This window comes from Pseudomonas sp. FGI182 (assembly GCF_000511325.1).
Taxonomy (GTDB): domain Bacteria; phylum Pseudomonadota; class Gammaproteobacteria; order Pseudomonadales; family Pseudomonadaceae; genus Aquipseudomonas; species Aquipseudomonas putida_Z.
The window spans coordinates 3031815-3049192 of the sequence record NZ_CP007012.1 but is presented as its reverse complement, the minus strand read 5'-3'; the positions used below and the strand labels follow the sequence as shown (position 1 = coordinate 3049192).

Here is a 17378-nt window from a genome sequence, read left to right as displayed (position 1 = left end):
GCAACATGCTCTGGGCCTGCATCCTGCTTCCGCAGCTGGCGCTGGACACGGTCCTGCGTGAGCGTGACGACCCTGATACCCCCCTGGTGCTGCTTGGCGGGCCGACCCAGCGACGCGTGCTGCAGGCGGTCAACCCGGCGGCGGCCGCGCTCGGCCTGCGGGCCGGGCAAACCCTGACGGCGGCGCGTGCGCTGGCCGATGGCTTCAGCTGCGTCGAAGCCGACCCCAGGCGCATCGACCAGGTGCAGCAGTTGCTGGCAGCCTGGGCCTACCGCTTCAGTGCCCAGGTCAGCCTGCACTACCCACGGGCGCTGTTGCTGGAGGTGGGCTCCAGCCTGCAACTGTTCGGCCCCTGGCCGCTGTTCGAGGCACGCCTGCGCCAGGAACTGGCGGAACTGGGCTTGCGCCAACGCATCGTCCTGGCCAGCAACCCGGTGGCGGCGCGCATGCTCGCCAACGCTCACGATGGCCTGGCCGTGAGTGACGCCGATGCCACCCGTGCGGCGCTGCTGGGCATGCCCATCGAGCGTATCGGCCTGCCTGCGCAGGCTGCCGAGGCCTTTGCCCGCATGGGCCTGCGCCAGTTGAGCCAGGTGCTGGCCTTGCCCCGCGACAGCCTGGCCAGGCGCTTTCCGGCCCAGGTGCAGCTGCACCTTGACCAGTTGCTCGGCCTGCGCAACCTGGGGCTGGGCTTCTACCAGCCGCCGGACCGTTTCGAAGCCCGGCTGGAGCTGAACTTCGACGTCGAATCGCACCAGGCCCTGCTGTTCCCGCTGCGGCGCATGCTCAACGACCTTGCCGCGTTCCTCGCCGGGCGTGACTGTGGCGTGCAGCGTTTCTGCCTGCACCTGGAGCACGCCGAAGGGCCGGATACCTTGCTGCAGGTAGGCCTGCTGGCCGCCGAACGCGATGCGGCAATGTTGTTCGAACTGGCGCGCGGGCGCCTGGAACCGCTACGCATTCCTGCACCGGTGCGCAACCTGCGGCTGGTTGCCGAGGACCTGCCACCCTTTGTGCCGCAACACCAGGCATTGTTCGACCCGCGTGCGCAACAGGCGCAACCTTGGGAACAATTGCGCGAACGGCTGCGCGCCCGCTTGGGGGATGAGGCGGTCAAGGGCCTGAGCGCGGCAGCCGATCATCGCCCCGAGTGTGCCTGGCAAGCGGTAGAGCAGGGTGCCCAGGGCAACATGCCGGTCGTTCCTGGCAGCCGCCCTGGCTGGCTGCTGTCGGCCCCCATGGCGCTGGACGAAGGCGGCTATCGCCTGCAAGGCCATGCCGAGCGCATCGAGTCGGGCTGGTGGGATGGCGGCGATGTGCGCCGCGACTATTACCGCATCGAAACCCGCGACGGCCTGCGCGGCTGGGCCTATCGCGACCTGGGCAAGGCCGGCCCGTTGTGGCTGCAGGGCTGGTTCGCATGAACACCCCGGGTTATGCCGAGCTGCACTGCCTGTCCAACTTCAGCTTCCAGCGCGGCGCGTCGAGCGCCGACGAGCTGTTCCGGCGCGCGCGTGAACAGGGCTACCAGGCGCTGGCGATCACCGACGAATGTACCCTGGCCGGTATCGTCCGTGCCTGGCAGGCGGCCAAGGAACACCAGCTGCGGCTGATCGTGGGCAGTGAAGTGCAGTTGCAGGACGGCCCCAGGCTGGTGCTGCTGGTGCAGGACCTGGTCGGCTACCAGAACCTGTGCGCGCTGATCACCCGGGCCCGGCGGCGGGCGCAGAAGGGCGAGTACCAACTGTTTCGCGATGACCTGCAGCAGCACCATCAGGGCCTGCTGGCATTGTGGGTAGCCGATGACAGCGGCGATGCCACCCCCGGGCAGTGGCTGCACGGCGTGTTCGGCGAGCGCCTGTGGCTGGCCGTGCACCTGCACCGCGGCAGTGACGATACCTTGCGCCTTGAACGCTTGCGTAGCCTGGCGGCCAGGGTCGGCATCCGCGCCGTGGCCTGTGGCGACGTGCACATGCACGTGCGCGGTCGTCGCGCCCTGCAAGATTGCATGACCGCCATTCGTCAGCATTGCATGGTGGCCGAGGCCGGGCGCTTCCTGTTTGCCAATGGCGAGCGGCACCTGCGCAGCCAGGCGCAACTGGGCGAACTCTATCCCGCCGACTTGCTGGCCGAGACCTTGGCCATCGCAGCGCGCTGCCAGTTCGAACTGAGCGAATTGAAATACCAGTACCCACGCGAACTGGTGCCCCAGGGGCATAGCCCGGCGAGCTGGTTGCGCGAATTGTGCCAGCAGGGTTTGCCGTCGCGCTGGCCAAACGGGCCGAGCATCAAGGTGCGGGATGTGCTGGCCAAGGAGCTGGCGCTGATCGAGGAGCTGGGCTACGAAAGCTACTTCCTGACTGTGCACGACATCGTCGCCTTCGCCCGCAGCCAGCGCATTCTGTGCCAGGGGCGGGGCTCGGCTGCCAACTCGGTGGTGTGCTTCGTGCTGGGCATCACCGAGCTCGACCCCATGCAACACCACCTGTTGTTCGAGCGCTTCCTGTCGCGCGAGCGCAACGAGCCGCCGGACATCGACGTGGACTTCGAGCACGACCGGCGCGAGGAGGTGATCCAGTATGTATTTCGTCGCTATGGCCGGCACCGGGCGGCGCTCACTGCGGTGGTCAACACCTACCATGCTGCCGGTGCGGTGCGGGATGTGGCGCGGGTGCTGGGGCTGCCGGCCGACCAGGTGGACGCCCTGGCCAAATGCTGCGGCCGCTGGAGCGATCGCATACCCGATGACCAGCGCCTGGCCGAGGCCGGTTTCGAGGCGGGCAGCCCTTCGCTGCGCCGGGTGCTGGTGCTGGCCGGCGAACTGATCGGCTTCCCTCGGCACCTGTCACAGCACCCGGGCGGCTTCGTTATCTCGCAGCAACCCCTGGACGAGCTGGTGCCGGTGGAGAATGCCGCGATGCCGGAGCGCACGGTGATCCAGTGGGACAAGGACGACCTGGACATGGTCGGCCTGCTCAAGGTCGACGTGCTGGCGCTGGGTATGCTCAGCGCCTTGCGCCGTTGCTTCGACCTGCTGCAACGCCACCGTGGCCGGCACCTGACCCTGGCGACCATCCCCGCCGAAGACCCGGCCACCTACGCGATGATCAGCCGTGCCGAGACCATGGGCGTGTTCCAGATCGAGTCGCGCGCGCAAATGGCCATGTTGCCGCGGCTGCGGCCCGCAAAGTTCTACGACCTGGTCATCGAGGTGGCCATCGTCCGCCCCGGGCCGATCCAGGGCGACATGGTCCACCCTTACCTGCGCCGGCGGCTGAAGCAGGAGCCGGTGACGTACCCCTCGCCGCAACTGAAGGCAGTGTTCGAGCGCACCCTGGGCGTGCCGCTGTTCCAGGAGCAGGTGATGGAACTGGCGATGGTCGCGGCCGACTACACCCCGGGCGAGGCCGACCAGTTGCGCCGCAGCATGGCCGCCTGGAAGCGCCACGGCGGCCTGGAGCCGCACCGCGAGCGGCTGGTGCAGGGCATGTTGCGCAATGGTTATGACTTGGCGTTTGCCGAGCGCATCTTCGAGCAGATCAAGGGCTTTGGCAGCTATGGCTTTCCGGAGTCGCACGCGGCCAGCTTTGCCTTGTTGTGCTATGCCAGCAGCTGGCTCAAGTGCCATGAACCGGCGATTTTCACCTGCGCGCTGGTCAACAGCTGGCCCATGGGCTTCTACAGCCCCGACCAGTTGCTGCAAGAGGCCCGGCGCCAGGGTATCGAGGTGAGGCCGGTGGATGTGTGCCACAGTGACTGGGACTGCACGCTCGAGCCTGAGCCTGGAGAGGTGCTGGCCATTCGCATGGGCTTGCGCCTGGTGCGCGGCCTTGCCGAGGCCGATGCCAGGCGCCTGGAGCAGGCGAGGGCGCAGCGGCCATGGCGCGATGTCCAAGACCTGTGCCTGCGTGCCGGGCTCGATTCGCGCGCCCGCGCTCACCTGGCCGATGCCGGCGCGCTGCGCGCCTTGGCCAGCGACCGGCACCAGGCGCGCTGGCAGGTGGCGGCGGTGCAGCCGCAGTTGCCTTTGTTCGCCGATATCGAAGCCTTGCCGGAAAGCACCGTCGAACTGCCCGTCCCCAGTGTGGCAGAGGACCTGATGGCCGATTACCAGGCCCTGGGTACCACGCTTGGGCCGCATCCCCTGACCTTGTTGCGCTCACGCCTGCGGGCGCTGGGCTGTCGCAGTTCGCGCGAGCTGCAAGATGTCGGGCATGGTGACAACATTGCCGTGGCCGGGTTGGTGGTGGGCCGCCAGCGGCCCCAGACCGCCAGTGGCGTGACCTTCGTCACCCTGGAGGACGAGCACGGCATGGTCAATGTGGTGGTGTGGCGGGCGCTTGCCGAACGGCAGCGGCGGGCGCTGGTGGGGTCGCAGTTGCTCAAGGTCAGTGGGCGGCTGGAGCAGGAGAATGGCGTGCGCCACCTGATAGCACGGCGACTGGAGGATGTGAGCCCGCTGTTGCAAGGGCTGGACGTACGCAGCCGGGACTTTCACTGAATCCCATCTTTGCGCGGGCCCTTGTGGGCGCGCCCGCTCCCACAGGAGTCTCGCCATAGTCCGGATTGCGCTGACCTGTAGGAGCGGCCTTGCGTCGCGAAAGGGCTGCGTAGCAGCCCCAGGATTTCGGCGTCACTGCAGATAATGCTGGGGCCGCTTTGCGGCCCTTTCGCGACGCAAGGCCGCTCCTACAAAAAAGCTATTTCGTGCCAGTCGCTACACCATCGCCAACCGCTACTTGCGCGTCGGTGCCGGGAACGCGTTGATGGAAGTGAGCCGGCTGTTAAATGGCCTTGCACGAATCCCGACCCTTGCCCGCTCCCACAGGAGTCTCGCCATAGTCCGGATTGCGCTGACCTGTAGGAGCGGCCTTGCGTCGCGAAAGGGCTGCGTAGCAGCCCCAGGATTTCGGCGTCACTGCAGATAATGCTGGGGCCGCTTTGCGGCCCTTTCGCGACGCAAGGCCGCTCCTACAAAAAACGATTCCGTGCCAGTCGCTACACCATCGCCAACCGCTGCTTGCGCGTCGGTGCCGGGAACGCCCGGTCGATCGCCCGCAGGTCTTCGCTGGTCAAGGTCAGCATACCCGCAGCCGCATTCAACCGCACATGCTCGGGCGTCACGGCCTTGGGAATGGCGATCACCCCGTCATCACGGGTCACCCAGGCCAGGCTTACCTGGGCCGCCGTGGCACCATGGCGCTCGGCGATTTCCGCCAGCACCGGGTGCTGCAGCAGGCGCCCGGCCTGGGCCAGCGGGCAGTAGGCCATGGTCGGTAGCGCGCGCTTTTCGCACCACGGCAACAGGTCGAACTCGATGCCACGCTGGGCCGGGTTGTACAGTACCTGGTTGGTGGCGCAATCGGGGTTGTGCAGTTCGCGCAGGTCGTCGACGTCGAAATTGGAAACACCCCAGCGCTTGATCTTGCCTTGCTCGCGCAAGCGCTCGAAGGCCTCGACGGTTTCCTCCAGTGGGTGCTGGCCACGCCAGTGCAGCAGGTACAGGTCGATGCAGTCGGTGCCCAGGCGCGTGAGGCTGCGTTCGCAGGCCGCCGCCATACCGCGCCGGCTGGCATTGTGCGGGTACACCTTGCTGACCAGGAACACCTGGTCGCGGCGCCCGGCAATGGTCTGGCCAACCACGTTTTCCGCGCCACCTTCGGCATACATCTCGGCGGTATCGATCAAGCTCAGGCCAAGTTCGATACCCTGTTGCAGGGCCGCCACCTCGGCCGCCTTGCGGGCCGGATTTTCACCCATGTACCAGGTGCCCTGGCCAATGGCCGGAACGCTCGAACCTGCCAGTTTCACGTAACGCATGTCACCTCCGGGATGCGGGTATTGGAAAGCAGTACCTCAAGCAGCGCTTGCGCGGCCGTGGAAAGCTTGTGTTCGCTGAGGGCAATAACGCCGATGCGGCGCTCGACCGTGGGCTCGACCAGGGTGACGCAGCGGGCGCCAAGCTCCTGCATCTGGTTGATGCACAGTGCCGGCACGGCACTGACCCCCAGGCCACTGGCAACCATGCGGCCGATGGTCGACAGCTGGTGGCTCTCGAAAGCCACCGCCAGTTTGCCGTGCTGGGCGGCCACGTTCTGTTCCATCAGCAGGCGCACCGCCGAAGGGCGTTGCAGGGCCACGAAGTCTTCGGCCAGCAACTGTGCCCAGCTGACCTGGGGCAGCTGCGCCAAGGGCGAATCGGCGGGCACCACGGCGACGAAGCGGTCCATGTACAACGGGTGGAAATCCAGGCCATCGATGTTGTCCGGTTCGAAGCCGATGCCCAGTTCGACGCGGCGATGGCGCACCAGTTCCTGCACCTGTTCGTTGATCACATCGTGCACCGTGACGTTGACCTTCGGGTAACGCTGGCGAAATACCTTCAGCGAGTAGGGCAGCAGATTGCCGGCAAAGGCCGGCATGGCCGCCACCGAAACCCGGCCCAGTTGCAGGGTGAAACGCTGGCGCAGCATTTCTTCGGTGTCGTCCCAGTCGGCCAGCAGGCGCCGCGCCAGTGGCAGCAGTACCTCGCCCTCGGCAGTCAGGCTGACGCTGCGTGTTGTGCGGCTCAGCAGGGCGCCACCAAGGTTTTCTTCCAGGGCCTTGATGGTCAGGCTCAGGGCCGGTTGCGAGACATGCAGGTGTTCACCGGCCTGGGCGAAGCTCTGGTACTTGGCCACAGCGACAAAGGCGCGCAGTTGCTTGACGTTCATGACAGGCCTTTTGGTTGTTTTGCAAAAGTTATCAATCGATGATGAAAACAAAATTAACAAATCAGTCGCTTGCGGTGAAGATGTCCCCACACGCTCACCGACAGCCTCGTCGGTTCAACAACTACAAAAGGCGGATCAGCATGGCCGGACTGGACAAGCGCGTTGCAACCTATGAACAGGCCCTCGAAGGCCTGACCGACAACATGACGGTACTGGCTGGTGGTTTCGGCCTGTGCGGCATCCCGGAAAACCTTATCAGCGAAATCAAGCGCCGTGGCGTCAAGGGCCTGACCGTGGTCTCCAACAACTGCGGTGTCGATGGCTTTGGCCTGGGCGTGCTGCTGGAAGACCGTCAGATCCGCAAGATGGTCGCTTCCTACGTGGGCGAGAACGCCGAGTTCGAACGCCAGCTGCTGAGCGGCGAGCTGGAAGTGGAACTGACCCCGCAAGGCACCCTCGCCGAGAAAATGCGCGCCGGTGGCGCCGGCATCCCGGCCTTCTACACGGCCACCGGCTACGGCACCCCGGTTGCCGATGGCAAGGAAGTGCGCGAGTTCAACGGCCGCAAGTACATCCTCGAAGAATCCATCACCGGCGACTTCGCCATCGTCAAGGGCTGGAAGGCCGACCACTACGGCAACGTGGTGTACCGCAACACCGCGCAAAACTTCAACCCGCTGGCCGCCACCGCCGGCAAGATCACCGTGGTCGAAGTGGAAGAGATCGTCGAACCTGGCGTGCTGCTGCCCAGCGAGATCCACACCCCGGGCATCTACGTGGACCGCGTCATCGTCGGCACCTTCGAAAAGCGTATCGAAAAGCGCACCGTCAAGGCCTGAGCGCCATCCACCAGAACAACAAAGAGATCCTGACCATGGCACTGACCCGCGAACAGATGGCGCAACGCGTCGCCCGTGAACTGAAGGACGGCTACTACGTAAACCTGGGCATCGGCATTCCGACCCTGGTGGCCAACTACGTACCCGCCGACATGGATGTGATGCTGCAATCGGAAAACGGCCTGCTCGGCATGGGCGAATTCCCCACCGAAGGCACCATCGATGCCGACATGATCAACGCCGGCAAGCAGACCGTCACCGCCCGCCGCGGTGCCTCGATCTTCGATTCGGCGCAGTCGTTCGCCATGATCCGTGGCGGCCATGTCGACCTGACCGTGCTCGGCGCTTTCGAAGTGGATGTGCAAGGCAACATCGCCTCGTGGATGATCCCGGGCAAGCTGGTGAAGGGCATGGGCGGCGCCATGGACCTGGTGGCCGGTGCCGAGAACATCATCGTCACCATGACCCACGCTTCCAAGGACGGCGAGTCCAAGCTGCTGCCGCAGTGCAGCCTGCCGTTGACCGGTGCTGGCTGCATCCGCAAGGTGCTGACCGACCTGGCCTACCTGGAAATCGAAGACGGCGCCTTCATCCTGCGCGAGACCGCGCCCGGGGTGAGCGTTGAGGAAATCATCGAGAAAACCGCCGGCAAGCTGATCGTGCCGGATGATGTGAAGGAAATGACCTTCTAACCTATCGCCGCGCACCGCCCCTGTAGGAGCGGCCTTGTGTCGCGAAAGGGCTGCAACGCAGCCCCGCGATTTTGGCATCGATGCCGAGATCGAGGGGCCGCGTTGCGGCCCTTTCGCGACACAAGGCCGCTCCTACAGGGGTTTTGCATTTGCTGATGTATCCGATAAAACCAATAAAAGGAATTGAACTGTGGCCGCTGAAATCCAAGACAGCCGTTCCGCGCGCTTTGCCTTGCGCTGCTCCAACTGGGCCGAACGCTGGTTCCCCGATTCCTGGGTGTTTGCCGCCCTGGCGGTGCTGCTGGTGTGCATCGGCGCCCTGGCCATGGGCGCCAAGCCGACCGACACCGCCAAGGCCTTTGGCGATGGCTTCTGGAGCCTGATCCCGTTCACCATGCAGATGGCCTTCGTGGTCATCGGCGGCTATGTGGTGGCCAGTTCGCCGCCCGCGGCGCGGCTGATCGACCGCCTGGCGCGCATCCCCGGCAATGGCCGTTCGGCAGTGTGCTGGGTGGCGCTGATCTCGATGCTGGCATCGCTGCTCAACTGGGGCCTGTCGCTGGTGTTCGGCGGCCTGCTGGTGCGCGCCCTGGCCCGGCGCACCGAACTGAAGATGGACTACCGCGCCGCCGGTGCAGCCGCCTACCTGGGCCTGGGTGCCGTGTGGGCGCTGGGCCTGTCTTCGTCGGCGGCGCAACTGCAGGCCAACCCGGCCAGCCTGCCACCGTCGATCCTGTCGATTACCGGGGTAATCCCGTTCACCGAAACCATCTTCCTCTGGCAGTCCGGCGTGATGCTGGCGGCGTTGGTGGTGGTCTCGCTGGTGATCGCCTACGCCACGGCCCCGGGCCCGAACAGTGCGCGCAGCGCCCAGGACTGTGGGGTCGACCCCACCTTCACCGCGCCACCGGCACCCCAGCGCACCCGCCCGGGCGAATGGCTTGAGCACAGCCCCATCCTGATCCTGTTGCTGGTGGCCCTGGCTGCCGGCTGGCTGTACCAGGAGTTCGCCACCAAGCCGGCGATTACCGCCATTTCCGGGCTGAACACTTACAACCTGTTGTTCATCATGCTTGGTGCCTTGCTGCACTGGCGCCCGCGCAGCTTCCTCGATGCGGTGGCGCGCGCGGTGCCGACCACCACCGGGGTGCTGATCCAGTTCCCGCTGTATGGCTCGATCGCGGCCATCCTCACCCAGGTGAAGGGCCTCGACGAGCAGACTTTGGCACACCACATTTCGCTGTTTTTCACCCAGATCGCCACGCATGACACCTATGCCGTGCTGATGGGCGTGTATTCGGCGGTGCTGGGCTTTTTCATCCCATCAGGTGGTGGCAAGTGGATCATCGAGGCACCTTACGTGATGCTGGTGGCCAATGACCTGCAGTACCACCTGGGCTGGGCAGTGCAGATCTACAACGCCGCCGAAGCCTTGCCGAACCTGATCAACCCGTTCTACATGCTGCCGCTGCTGGGGGTACTGGGGCTCAAGGCACGCGACCTGATCGGCTTCTCGTTCGTGCAGTTGCTGGTGCACGTGCCGCTGGTGCTGGTGTTGCTGTGGGCATTGGGTACGACGTTGCAGTACCTGCCGCCGGTGATGCCGTAACCCTGGGCCTGCGCTGGCTTTTTGTAGGAGCGGCCTTGTGTCGCGATAGGGCCGCAAAGCGGCCCCAGGATTTCAGCAATAGTGCACAAATTGCCGGGGCTGCTCTGCAGCCCTATCGCGACACAAGGCCGCTCCTACAAGACTCAGCGCAGCAGCCCCAGCATTTCCTGAGCAGTCCACGTATGATGGCCAGGCTGCCTTCGCCTGGGAAACCCGCGTCACATGTCTATCCGATTGAAACTGCTGCGAAAGAAACTGGGGATGACCCTGGAGCTGCTGGCCGACAAGACCGGCATGACCAAGAGCTACCTGTCCAAGGTCGAACGTGGCCTGAACACCCCCTCGATCGCCGCCGCGCTGAAGCTGGCGCGGGCACTGAATGTCAATGTCGAAGAACTGTTCGCCGAAGAGCAGGCCGGCCAGAGCCGCTACAGCCTGGTGCGCCATGGCGAGCGCCAGGCCCTGGTGGGTGACGGGGCAGGGCCGGGGTACGCGGCCCTCACCAGCCAGGTCGGGCAGCGCAGCCTGCTGCCGTTCCTGATCCAGCCGCCGACCGAGTTCAGCGATCCCACGTTCAAGGAACACCTGGGCGAAGAATTTCTGTTCGTCCACGCCGGCCAGGTGGAAGTGGACTTCATGAGCGAGCGCGTAATGCTGGAGCAAGGCGATGCCCTGCATTTCAATGCCCAGACACCCCACCGGCTAAGGTCGGTGGGGCCGCTGCCGGCGCAGTTGCTGGTCGTGGTACATCACGCAGACGAGTAACACGCTGGGGCGCCAAAGTGCCCCACGGCCTTGCCTTTCTCAGCGATGAAACGTTGGCGCCACCAATGCAGTGCCCTGTGCTCAAATTGCGCGTCGATATTTTGACTGTGTTGTCCGGCGTCCATTGAATTTTATTATAGTGTCGAATCGTTGACGCAATGTCATTGTGTTCATAAGCTCAATTCAACAGTGAAACAACTTCCGAACACCACGCCAACAAATAGTTGATTTTCCTCTTTACAGGAGGGGCGTATGCGCACGGCTCTGATTATCAAATCGATGTCTTTGCTGGCACTGATGAGTGGCGCGGCGCGTGCGGCGGATATGTATATCAATCAGAACAGTATCATCCCTGTTTCAACCGCAGGGTGGTTCTTTGCATTTGCTATCGTTGGCTTTGTGGCAGTCGCCAACAGGAAACAGATCTGAGTCCGCCAGCCTGGGTTTAACCCTTGACACCAGCGGCCCGGGGCCTGGCTTGTCAATTCCCCAGCCGTTGCTATATTGCCAGTAGCCCGTGCAGGTCCACGGTTGCAGGCACACAGCGTCAAGGCAAGGCCTCTGGAAGATCGAGGCCATCGCGGTTGGTGTATGCCGCGAAGCGGAGCGAGAGTTGGTGTGTTGTTCTCATTCAGTGCTCTTTGTCGGGCCTTTTCGGCCGGAGGGACCCTCATGGTGCGTTCAATGTTTGCCGCGTTCTGCATGCTGATGGTGTGGTCTGGTGCCGGTAAGGCCGACCCGCACAGTGCTACCTACCTGCTCAGCCCCGGCGATGTAGTGATGGTTTCGGTATGGCAGGAAGACAGCCTGCGCCAGGAAGCCACCGTACTTCCCGATGGCAGTATCACGTTCCCCTTGGCCGGGCGCATCGATGTTGCCGGGCTGGATGTGACGACCGTTGAAAAACAAGTGGCTGCCAAACTCGAGAAGTTTCTCCCCGACCCGAATGTCAGCGTTGTCGTCAAGAGCATCGCCGGCAACCTGGTCTATGTACAAGGCAAAGTGATCAAGCCCGGGCCGGTACAAATGGCAGGCCCTACCGCAGTGCTGCAGGCTTTGAGCATGTCGGGCGGCCTGGACAAGTTTGCAGATGAAAGCGAAATCAAAGTGGTGCGTGGCACCGGCGCTTCCCAAAAAATTCTGCCCGTGCGATATAGAGACCTGGTGTCTGGCCGGGATATGTCCACCAACATCCAACTGCAGGCTGGCGATACGCTGGTCGTTCCTTGATCTTGCCTTTAATAAGAACACTTAATGCCTCTTCTCAGAACAACTAGCATTGCAACGGCAATCTTGGTGTTGCCGTTTACGGACACAGTCCTGGCAGCAAATTGGCAGTCTACGGTGGTGGTACCGACATCCGTCGAACATGACAGCAACCCCTTGCTGCTGTCGTCGGGTGAAAAGGGCATAACGCGCACGATCATCGCGCCGGATTACACCCTGATCGGTACCTTCGACCGTGACGAACTGAGGTTGGGGCTGGGCGTGCATGTATTGCGCTCGTCCGACACGGCGGTGGTCGACAACCGTGAGGACCCCGACGTGAGCCTGGGCTGGCAGCGCCAGACCGAGCGCGGGCGGTTTGGCCTGCTGGCGCGTTACAACGAAAGTTCGACGCTGTCGGGAACGGTGCTGGATACCGGCGTGGTCACCACCGATGGCACGCAAAAGCTGTATACGCTGGCCGGCAACTGGAGCCAGGCGGTTACCGAACGCAGCACCTTGAGCAACGAAACCACGTACAACCGTGCCCGTTATGACATCAGTACGCTGACGGGTTACGAAGAACTGGGCAACGTGTTCACCTGGACCTACGCCTGGAGCGAGCGGGCTGATCTGTACAGCCGCTTTGGCGCCCGGCGCTATGAGCCCGAGCAGGACCAGACGGCGACGGCGTCCAACAGCTACAGCCCGGCGGTCGGGGTCAAGTACCAGTTCTCCGAACGCCTCAGCGCCGATGCGCATGTGGGTGTCACCGAGGTTTCCGGTGACGAAGGTGGCCGACGCGGGGAGGGTGGGGTAGCGCTGCTGTATACCGGTGCGCGCGCCGTCGCCAGCTTTACCGCCGAACGCAGCACGGTGGCCAGCGCCGAAGGCGGCTTCGCCGAGCTGGACCAGGTGCGCGGTGTGTGGAGTTACGCCGTCAGCGAATTGACCCGGGTGGGCGCGGACGCTGCCTGGCAAGACAGCAAAGGGCAGACCCCCAACACCCTGCAGACCTACAGCGTGTGGGCCAGCCGCGAGTTTTCGCCGTACTGGGACCTGCGCCTGTCGCTGATGTACAAGGATCGGCAGCAGGATCACGAAGCTGATGCGAACGCTACGATCGTGGGTTTGACGTTGACGTACAGGTACCCCGACATCTGAACTTCAGGCAGGTGGCCCCATGAAGTCCGACTACGAGCTCTCCCTCAGAGATTACATCGCCATAATCAAGGACCGGGCCCTGTTGTTGGGGGGGAGCATCGTAGTCATCCTGGCCGCGACCGTCGCTGTCGCAGTGATGGTGCCGCCGATCTACCAGTCGACCGGCACCATCCTGGTGGAGTCGCAGCAGATTTCACCCGAGCTGGTATCGACCAACAACACCAGTTTCGCCGATGAACGCATCGAAGTGATTCGCCAGCGGGTGATGACCCGCGAGAACCTGCTGCGCATCATCGACAAGTACAACCTGTTCCCCGACAAGCGCTTCAGCGATAGCGACAAGATCGACCACATGCGCAGTGCCATCGTGGTCGAAACCCTCACCACCTATGTACGCGGGCGTGGCGAAGCGACCGTGGCGTTCAATGTGTCCTTCGAGCACAAGCAGCCGGAGGTGGCCAAGGAAGTTGCCGACGAGTTGGTCACGCTGTTCCTCAACGAGAACCTCAAGCAGCGTACCGAGCGGGCCAACGAAACCACCGAGTTCCTCACCCAGGAGGCGAACAAGCTGGGTGCCGAGCTGGCCAGCCTGGAAAACCAGCTGGCGGATTTCAAGCAGGCCCACGCCAATGCCTTGCCCGAGCACCAGACCCTGCGCATGAACATGCTGTCACGCTCGGAGCTGGAGTTCCGCGAGGTCGACCGTGATTACAAGGCCGCCCAGGAAGAGCTGCGTTACCTTGAGCTGGAACTGTCCGCGGCCAGTGCCGGGCTGGCTACCAAGGTCGGCGAAGGCCCCCGGGTGGCCAGTGCCGAGCAGCCCCAGGACCTGCCCAGCCTGAAGGCCGAGTATGCCCGGCTGCTGAGCCGCTACAAGGAAGCCCACCCCGATGTGGTGGCGGTCAAGCGCAGGATCCAGGCGCTCGAAGCCAGTGGCAATCGCACGGCGGCGGCCTCCACGGTCGGCCTCGATGTCGCCCGCGTGCGCGCCAAGATGAGCGCGGCACAGGTGCGCATTGCTTCGCTGGCCGAGCAGAAGCGCGAGCTGACCCGCAAGATGGAAGGCTACGAGGCCGAGATCCTCGAGGCGCCGCAGGTCGAGCGTGGCCTGGTGACCTTGATGCGTGACCACGACAACGCGCGCAAGAAGTACGAGGAAATCCGCGCCAAGGAAATGGGCGCGAAGATTACCGAAAGCCTGGAGCAGGAGAACAAGGCCGAGCGCTTTGTGCTGCTGGAGCCACCGCTGATGCCCGAGAAACCGATCAAACCCAACCGCAAGAAAATCGCTGCGCTGGGCCTGGTGCTGGCACCGGCAGGTGGCGGTGCGCTGGTGATGCTGCTGGAAATGCTCAACCAGCGCATTCGCGGCGTCGGTGCCTTGGAAAACCTGCTGGGCAGGCGGGTGCTGGTGGCGCTGCCATACATCGATACCAAGGCCGATGTGGCCAGGCGCAAGCGTTGGCGCAACTGGCTGATCCTGGCTGCACTGGTGCTGGCGGCTATCATGGTGGTGCTGGTGCACGTGTTCTACATGCCACTGGATGTGCTGTTGTTCAAAGTCATGTCTCGGTTTGCATAGGAAAGCAGTGATGGACAGGACCAAGTCGGCTGTTGGCAATAATCTTCACCAGGTTACCCCGGGTACCCCGCAGGTCTTGTCACCCGCCCCAGGTACGGCGCTGGCGGAAGTGCCTGGCCAGTTCGATTACGTGAACACCAAGGTGGTGCCGCTGCGCGCGGAGCACCTGGAGCGTCACCGTATCGTCGCCTACAACAAGAACTCCAACATGAACGGGCCGATCGACCTGCTGCGCACGCAAGTGCTCAGGACCATGGACGAGAATGGCTGGCGAACCTTGGCCATCACCTCGCCAACCCCTGAAGCGGGCAAGACGGTGCTGTCGATCAACCTGGCCATGAGCATCGCCCACCACACCACCAAGACTGCGTTGCTGGTGGACTTCGACCTGCGTCGGCCCAAGGTCGGCAGCAGCCTGGGCCTGCCCATGGACCAGGCGTTGAACGAGTTTCTGACGGACAAGGCCGAGCTGCAGGACTGCCTGGTCAACCCGACCTTGCCTCGGTTCGTGGTACTGCCCACGCGGGTACCGGTGCCGTTGTCTACCGAAATGCTGTCGTCGCCCAAAGTGAACAACCTGATCAGCGAACTGCGCAACCGCTACGAGTCGCGCATCTGCATTTTCGATTTGCCGCCGTTGCTCAGCTCTGACGATGCGATCACCGTGATACCCAAGTTCGACTGTGTGCTGCTGGTGGTGGCCAACGGTATGAACAACAGGAAGGAAATCGAAGATTGCCTGCATCACCTGGCCAGGGTGAACCTGGTGGGGACGGTATTGAACAAGGCTGACGAGCAGCCTCGGACCTATTATTGAGGCACAGGATTCCGGGGCTGCTTCGCAGCCCATCGCGACACAAGGCCGCTCCTACAGGTACAGCACATTCCTTCAGCTGGTGAGGTCCCTGTGGGAGCGGGCATGCCCGCGAAGCAGGCGACGCGGTGGATGGCACCGGCTGCGCCGGTGTTCGCGGGCGCGCCCGCTCCCACAGGTACAGCACATTCCTTCAGCTGGTGAGGTCCCTGTGGGAGCGGGCATGCCCGCGAAGCAGGCGACGCGGTGGATGGCACCGGCTACGCCGGTGTTCGCGGGCGCGCTCCCACAGGTATGGCGCACTCCTTCAGCTGATGGGGGCCCTGTGGGAGCGGGTTCACCCGCGAAGCAGACGACGCGGTGGATGGCACTCTGGTCCGGGCAATATGCCGACGCCGATGTTCCGGTTGCGTGATTGCCTGAGCAAGAAAGCGGATGCAGGCAGGGCTGTGGATGCGTACAGTAGGTTGATCGCAACCTGGCAGGAGCCTGCTTATGTCCAGCGCATTCACCTTCATGCAGTCGCCCGTCGGCACCTTGACCCTGGTAGCCCGTGGCGAGTGCCTGGCAGCCGTACTCTGGGAGGAGGAGCGGGAAAACCGCGTGCGCCTTGGCGCCCTGCACCGCGATGACCAGTGCCCGGTACTGCTGGAAACCGCCCGTCAACTCGGCGAGTACTTTGCCGGCAAACGTCAGCGCTTCGAACTGGCGCTGGATTTTGCCGGCACCGAATTCCAGCGTCAGGTATGGGCCGCGCTGTTGGCGATACCGTTCGGTGAAACCCGCAGCTACAGCGACATCGCCCGGCAGATCGGCAACCCCAGCGCGGTGCGCGCGGTAGGCGCCGCCAATGGCCGCAACCCGATCTCGATCATCGCCCCGTGCCATCGGGTGATCGGTGCTTCGGGCAGCCTCACCGGCTTTGCCGGTGGCCTGGCGGCCAAGCAGTACCTGCTGGCGCTGGAGGGCCGGCAAAGCCTGGCACTGGACCTGTAAGGCGTCAGCAGAACCAGCTGGCGGCCAGGCAGACCAGCACGGCCAACGCCGTGCCGGCCATCAGGGTGTACTGCCGATGGGCCCGGCGCGCATGGGGCTTGACTGCGCGCAGGTACTCGCCAGGTGTCGGCGCGTCGGGCCGGTGGCGCAAACCCTCGGCCACATCGGCCAGTTGCCCCTGGATGAGCAGACCCGTCAGGTAGTAGGTACAGGCATAGCTCAGCAACGCCAGGAACAGATAGATCATACCGGGTACGGGGCCAGGGGCACGGCCATGGCACTGGCGTTGGCGGTGTCCAGCACGATCAGCCCTTCGCTGTGGTCGTCCAGTCTGGCCAGCAAGCGCCCCTGGCTGTCCCAGGCCGCCGAGCCGCCGGCACCAATGAAGGTATCGGCCGGCCCCACGCAGTTGGCCAGCAACACCGTCATGCCCAGCTCACGCGCCACCTCGGGGTAGTGCTGGTAACCCTCGCGGATGCCCTTGGCGGTTTTCGCCACGCTGACCAGGTACAGGTCGGCGCCGTGTTCCCGTGCGGCTGCCGCATGCGCCATGAACATCGATTCGTAGCAGATCGCAGGCGCTACCCGGTGCGCGCCTACCTGCAGCAGCAAGGCTTGATCGCCTGGGGTGAACCAGGGCAGTTCATCATCATGCAGGCGCCGCTTGGCATAGGCCTGGCGCGGTGCACCGCGGCTGAGGATTGGCATGCCGATACGAATGCCATCAGGGGTCGGCAGTGGCAGGCCTGCGGCGACGGTGATACCAAGCCGGTCGCAGGCTGCCTGCAGCGGGTCCAGCCGCGTCGAACTGACGGGCAGGGCGGTCTGGCGCGCGAGGGTTGGCTCATAGCCGGTCAGCGACAGTTCGGGAAATACCACCAGTTCGGCGCCAAGGGCCGCGGCCTGTTCGATGCAGGCCAGGTGGCGTTCGAGGTTGGCTTGCACATCGCCCTTGAGCGACGCCAGTTGCACGGCGCACAACTTCATGAAAAACCCTT

At 64.1% G+C, this 17378-nt stretch carries 16 protein-coding genes; 12 read left to right on the top strand and 4 right to left on the bottom strand.

Annotation, left to right across the window (positions count from 1 at the left end; translation table 11 throughout):
* Positions 1–5 precede the first annotated feature (5 nt).
* Both C163_RS13485 and C163_RS13480 read left to right on the top strand, forming a co-directional pair.
* A complete protein-coding gene (locus tag C163_RS13485; protein ID WP_025339258.1) occupies positions 6–1424 on the top strand; it encodes a DNA polymerase Y family protein in 1419 nt (472 codons plus the stop codon).
* Positions 1421–4501 carry an error-prone DNA polymerase gene (locus C163_RS13480; RefSeq protein ID WP_025339257.1) on the top strand — a complete coding sequence of 1027 codons (3081 nt, stop codon included), beginning with the start codon at positions 1421–1423 and terminating at the stop codon, positions 4499–4501. The genes C163_RS13485 and C163_RS13480 overlap by 4 nt, the downstream gene beginning before the upstream one ends.
* A gap of 497 nt (positions 4502–4998) precedes the next feature.
* Here the strand turns inward: C163_RS13480 and C163_RS13475 are convergent, their stop codons facing one another.
* Together C163_RS13475 and C163_RS13470 are read right to left on the bottom strand one after the other, a co-directional pair.
* A complete protein-coding gene (locus tag C163_RS13475) occupies positions 4999–5820 on the bottom strand; it encodes an aldo/keto reductase (RefSeq protein ID WP_025339256.1) in 822 nt (273 codons plus the stop codon).
* Positions 5808–6713 (bottom strand): LysR family transcriptional regulator, encoded by a 906-nt coding sequence (locus C163_RS13470; RefSeq protein WP_025339255.1) that lies wholly within the window; start codon positions 6711–6713, stop codon positions 5808–5810. The genes C163_RS13475 and C163_RS13470 overlap by 13 nt, the downstream gene beginning before the upstream one ends.
* A gap of 140 nt (positions 6714–6853) precedes the next feature.
* On the opposite strand from C163_RS13470, the gene C163_RS13465 reads away from it, so the two are divergent.
* The 10 genes from C163_RS13465 to C163_RS13425 all read left to right on the top strand — a co-directional run bounded on the left by C163_RS13465 (position 6854) and on the right by C163_RS13425 (position 16380).
* Positions 6854–7552 carry a CoA transferase subunit A gene (locus C163_RS13465; RefSeq protein WP_015270421.1) on the top strand — a complete coding sequence of 233 codons (699 nt, stop codon included), beginning with the start codon at positions 6854–6856 and terminating at the stop codon, positions 7550–7552.
* 35 nt (positions 7553–7587) lie between these two features.
* Positions 7588–8244, top strand: a complete 657-nt coding sequence (locus C163_RS13460) for a CoA transferase subunit B (RefSeq protein ID WP_025339254.1) — start codon at positions 7588–7590, stop codon at positions 8242–8244.
* A gap of 190 nt (positions 8245–8434) precedes the next feature.
* Entirely contained in the window at positions 8435–9853 is a 1419-nt protein-coding gene (locus C163_RS13455; protein WP_025339253.1) for a short-chain fatty acid transporter, read from the top strand.
* A 222-nt stretch (positions 9854–10075) separates the two neighbouring features.
* Positions 10076–10618, top strand: a complete 543-nt coding sequence (locus C163_RS13450) for a helix-turn-helix domain-containing protein (RefSeq protein WP_025339252.1) — start codon at positions 10076–10078, stop codon at positions 10616–10618.
* 252 nt (positions 10619–10870) lie between these two features.
* Positions 10871–11047 (top strand): EPS-associated small membrane protein EppA, encoded by a 177-nt coding sequence (gene eppA, locus C163_RS27315; RefSeq protein WP_177325760.1) that lies wholly within the window; start codon positions 10871–10873, stop codon positions 11045–11047.
* Positions 11048–11290: 243 nt separating this feature from the next.
* The gene (locus tag C163_RS13445) at positions 11291–11848 is read left to right on the top strand and encodes a polysaccharide biosynthesis/export family protein (protein WP_025339251.1); all 558 of its coding nucleotides are present in this window, start codon (positions 11291–11293) and stop codon (positions 11846–11848) included.
* Positions 11849–11872: 24 nt separating this feature from the next.
* The gene (locus tag C163_RS13440; protein ID WP_025339250.1) at positions 11873–12988 is read left to right on the top strand and encodes a hypothetical protein; all 1116 of its coding nucleotides are present in this window, start codon (positions 11873–11875) and stop codon (positions 12986–12988) included.
* 19 nt (positions 12989–13007) lie between these two features.
* Positions 13008–14570, top strand: a complete 1563-nt coding sequence (locus tag C163_RS13435) for a Wzz/FepE/Etk N-terminal domain-containing protein (RefSeq protein ID WP_025339249.1) — start codon at positions 13008–13010, stop codon at positions 14568–14570.
* Between the two features lie 10 nt (positions 14571–14580).
* Positions 14581–15387, top strand: a complete 807-nt coding sequence (locus C163_RS13430; RefSeq protein WP_025339248.1) for a CpsD/CapB family tyrosine-protein kinase — start codon at positions 14581–14583, stop codon at positions 15385–15387.
* A 492-nt stretch (positions 15388–15879) separates the two neighbouring features.
* Complete coding sequence (locus C163_RS13425) at positions 15880–16380, top strand: methylated-DNA--[protein]-cysteine S-methyltransferase (RefSeq protein WP_025339247.1); 501 nt, start codon at positions 15880–15882, stop codon at positions 16378–16380.
* A 4-nt stretch (positions 16381–16384) separates the two neighbouring features.
* Here C163_RS13425 and C163_RS13420 read toward each other — a convergent pair whose 3' ends face one another.
* Positions 16385–16627, bottom strand: a complete 243-nt coding sequence (locus C163_RS13420; RefSeq protein ID WP_025339246.1) for a hypothetical protein — start codon at positions 16625–16627, stop codon at positions 16385–16387.
* Positions 16624–17367, bottom strand: coding sequence for a carbon-nitrogen hydrolase family protein (locus C163_RS13415; RefSeq protein ID WP_025339245.1), 744 nt, complete (start codon positions 17365–17367; stop codon positions 16624–16626). The genes C163_RS13420 and C163_RS13415 overlap by 4 nt, the downstream gene beginning before the upstream one ends.
* Positions 17368–17378: the final 11 nt, after the last annotated feature.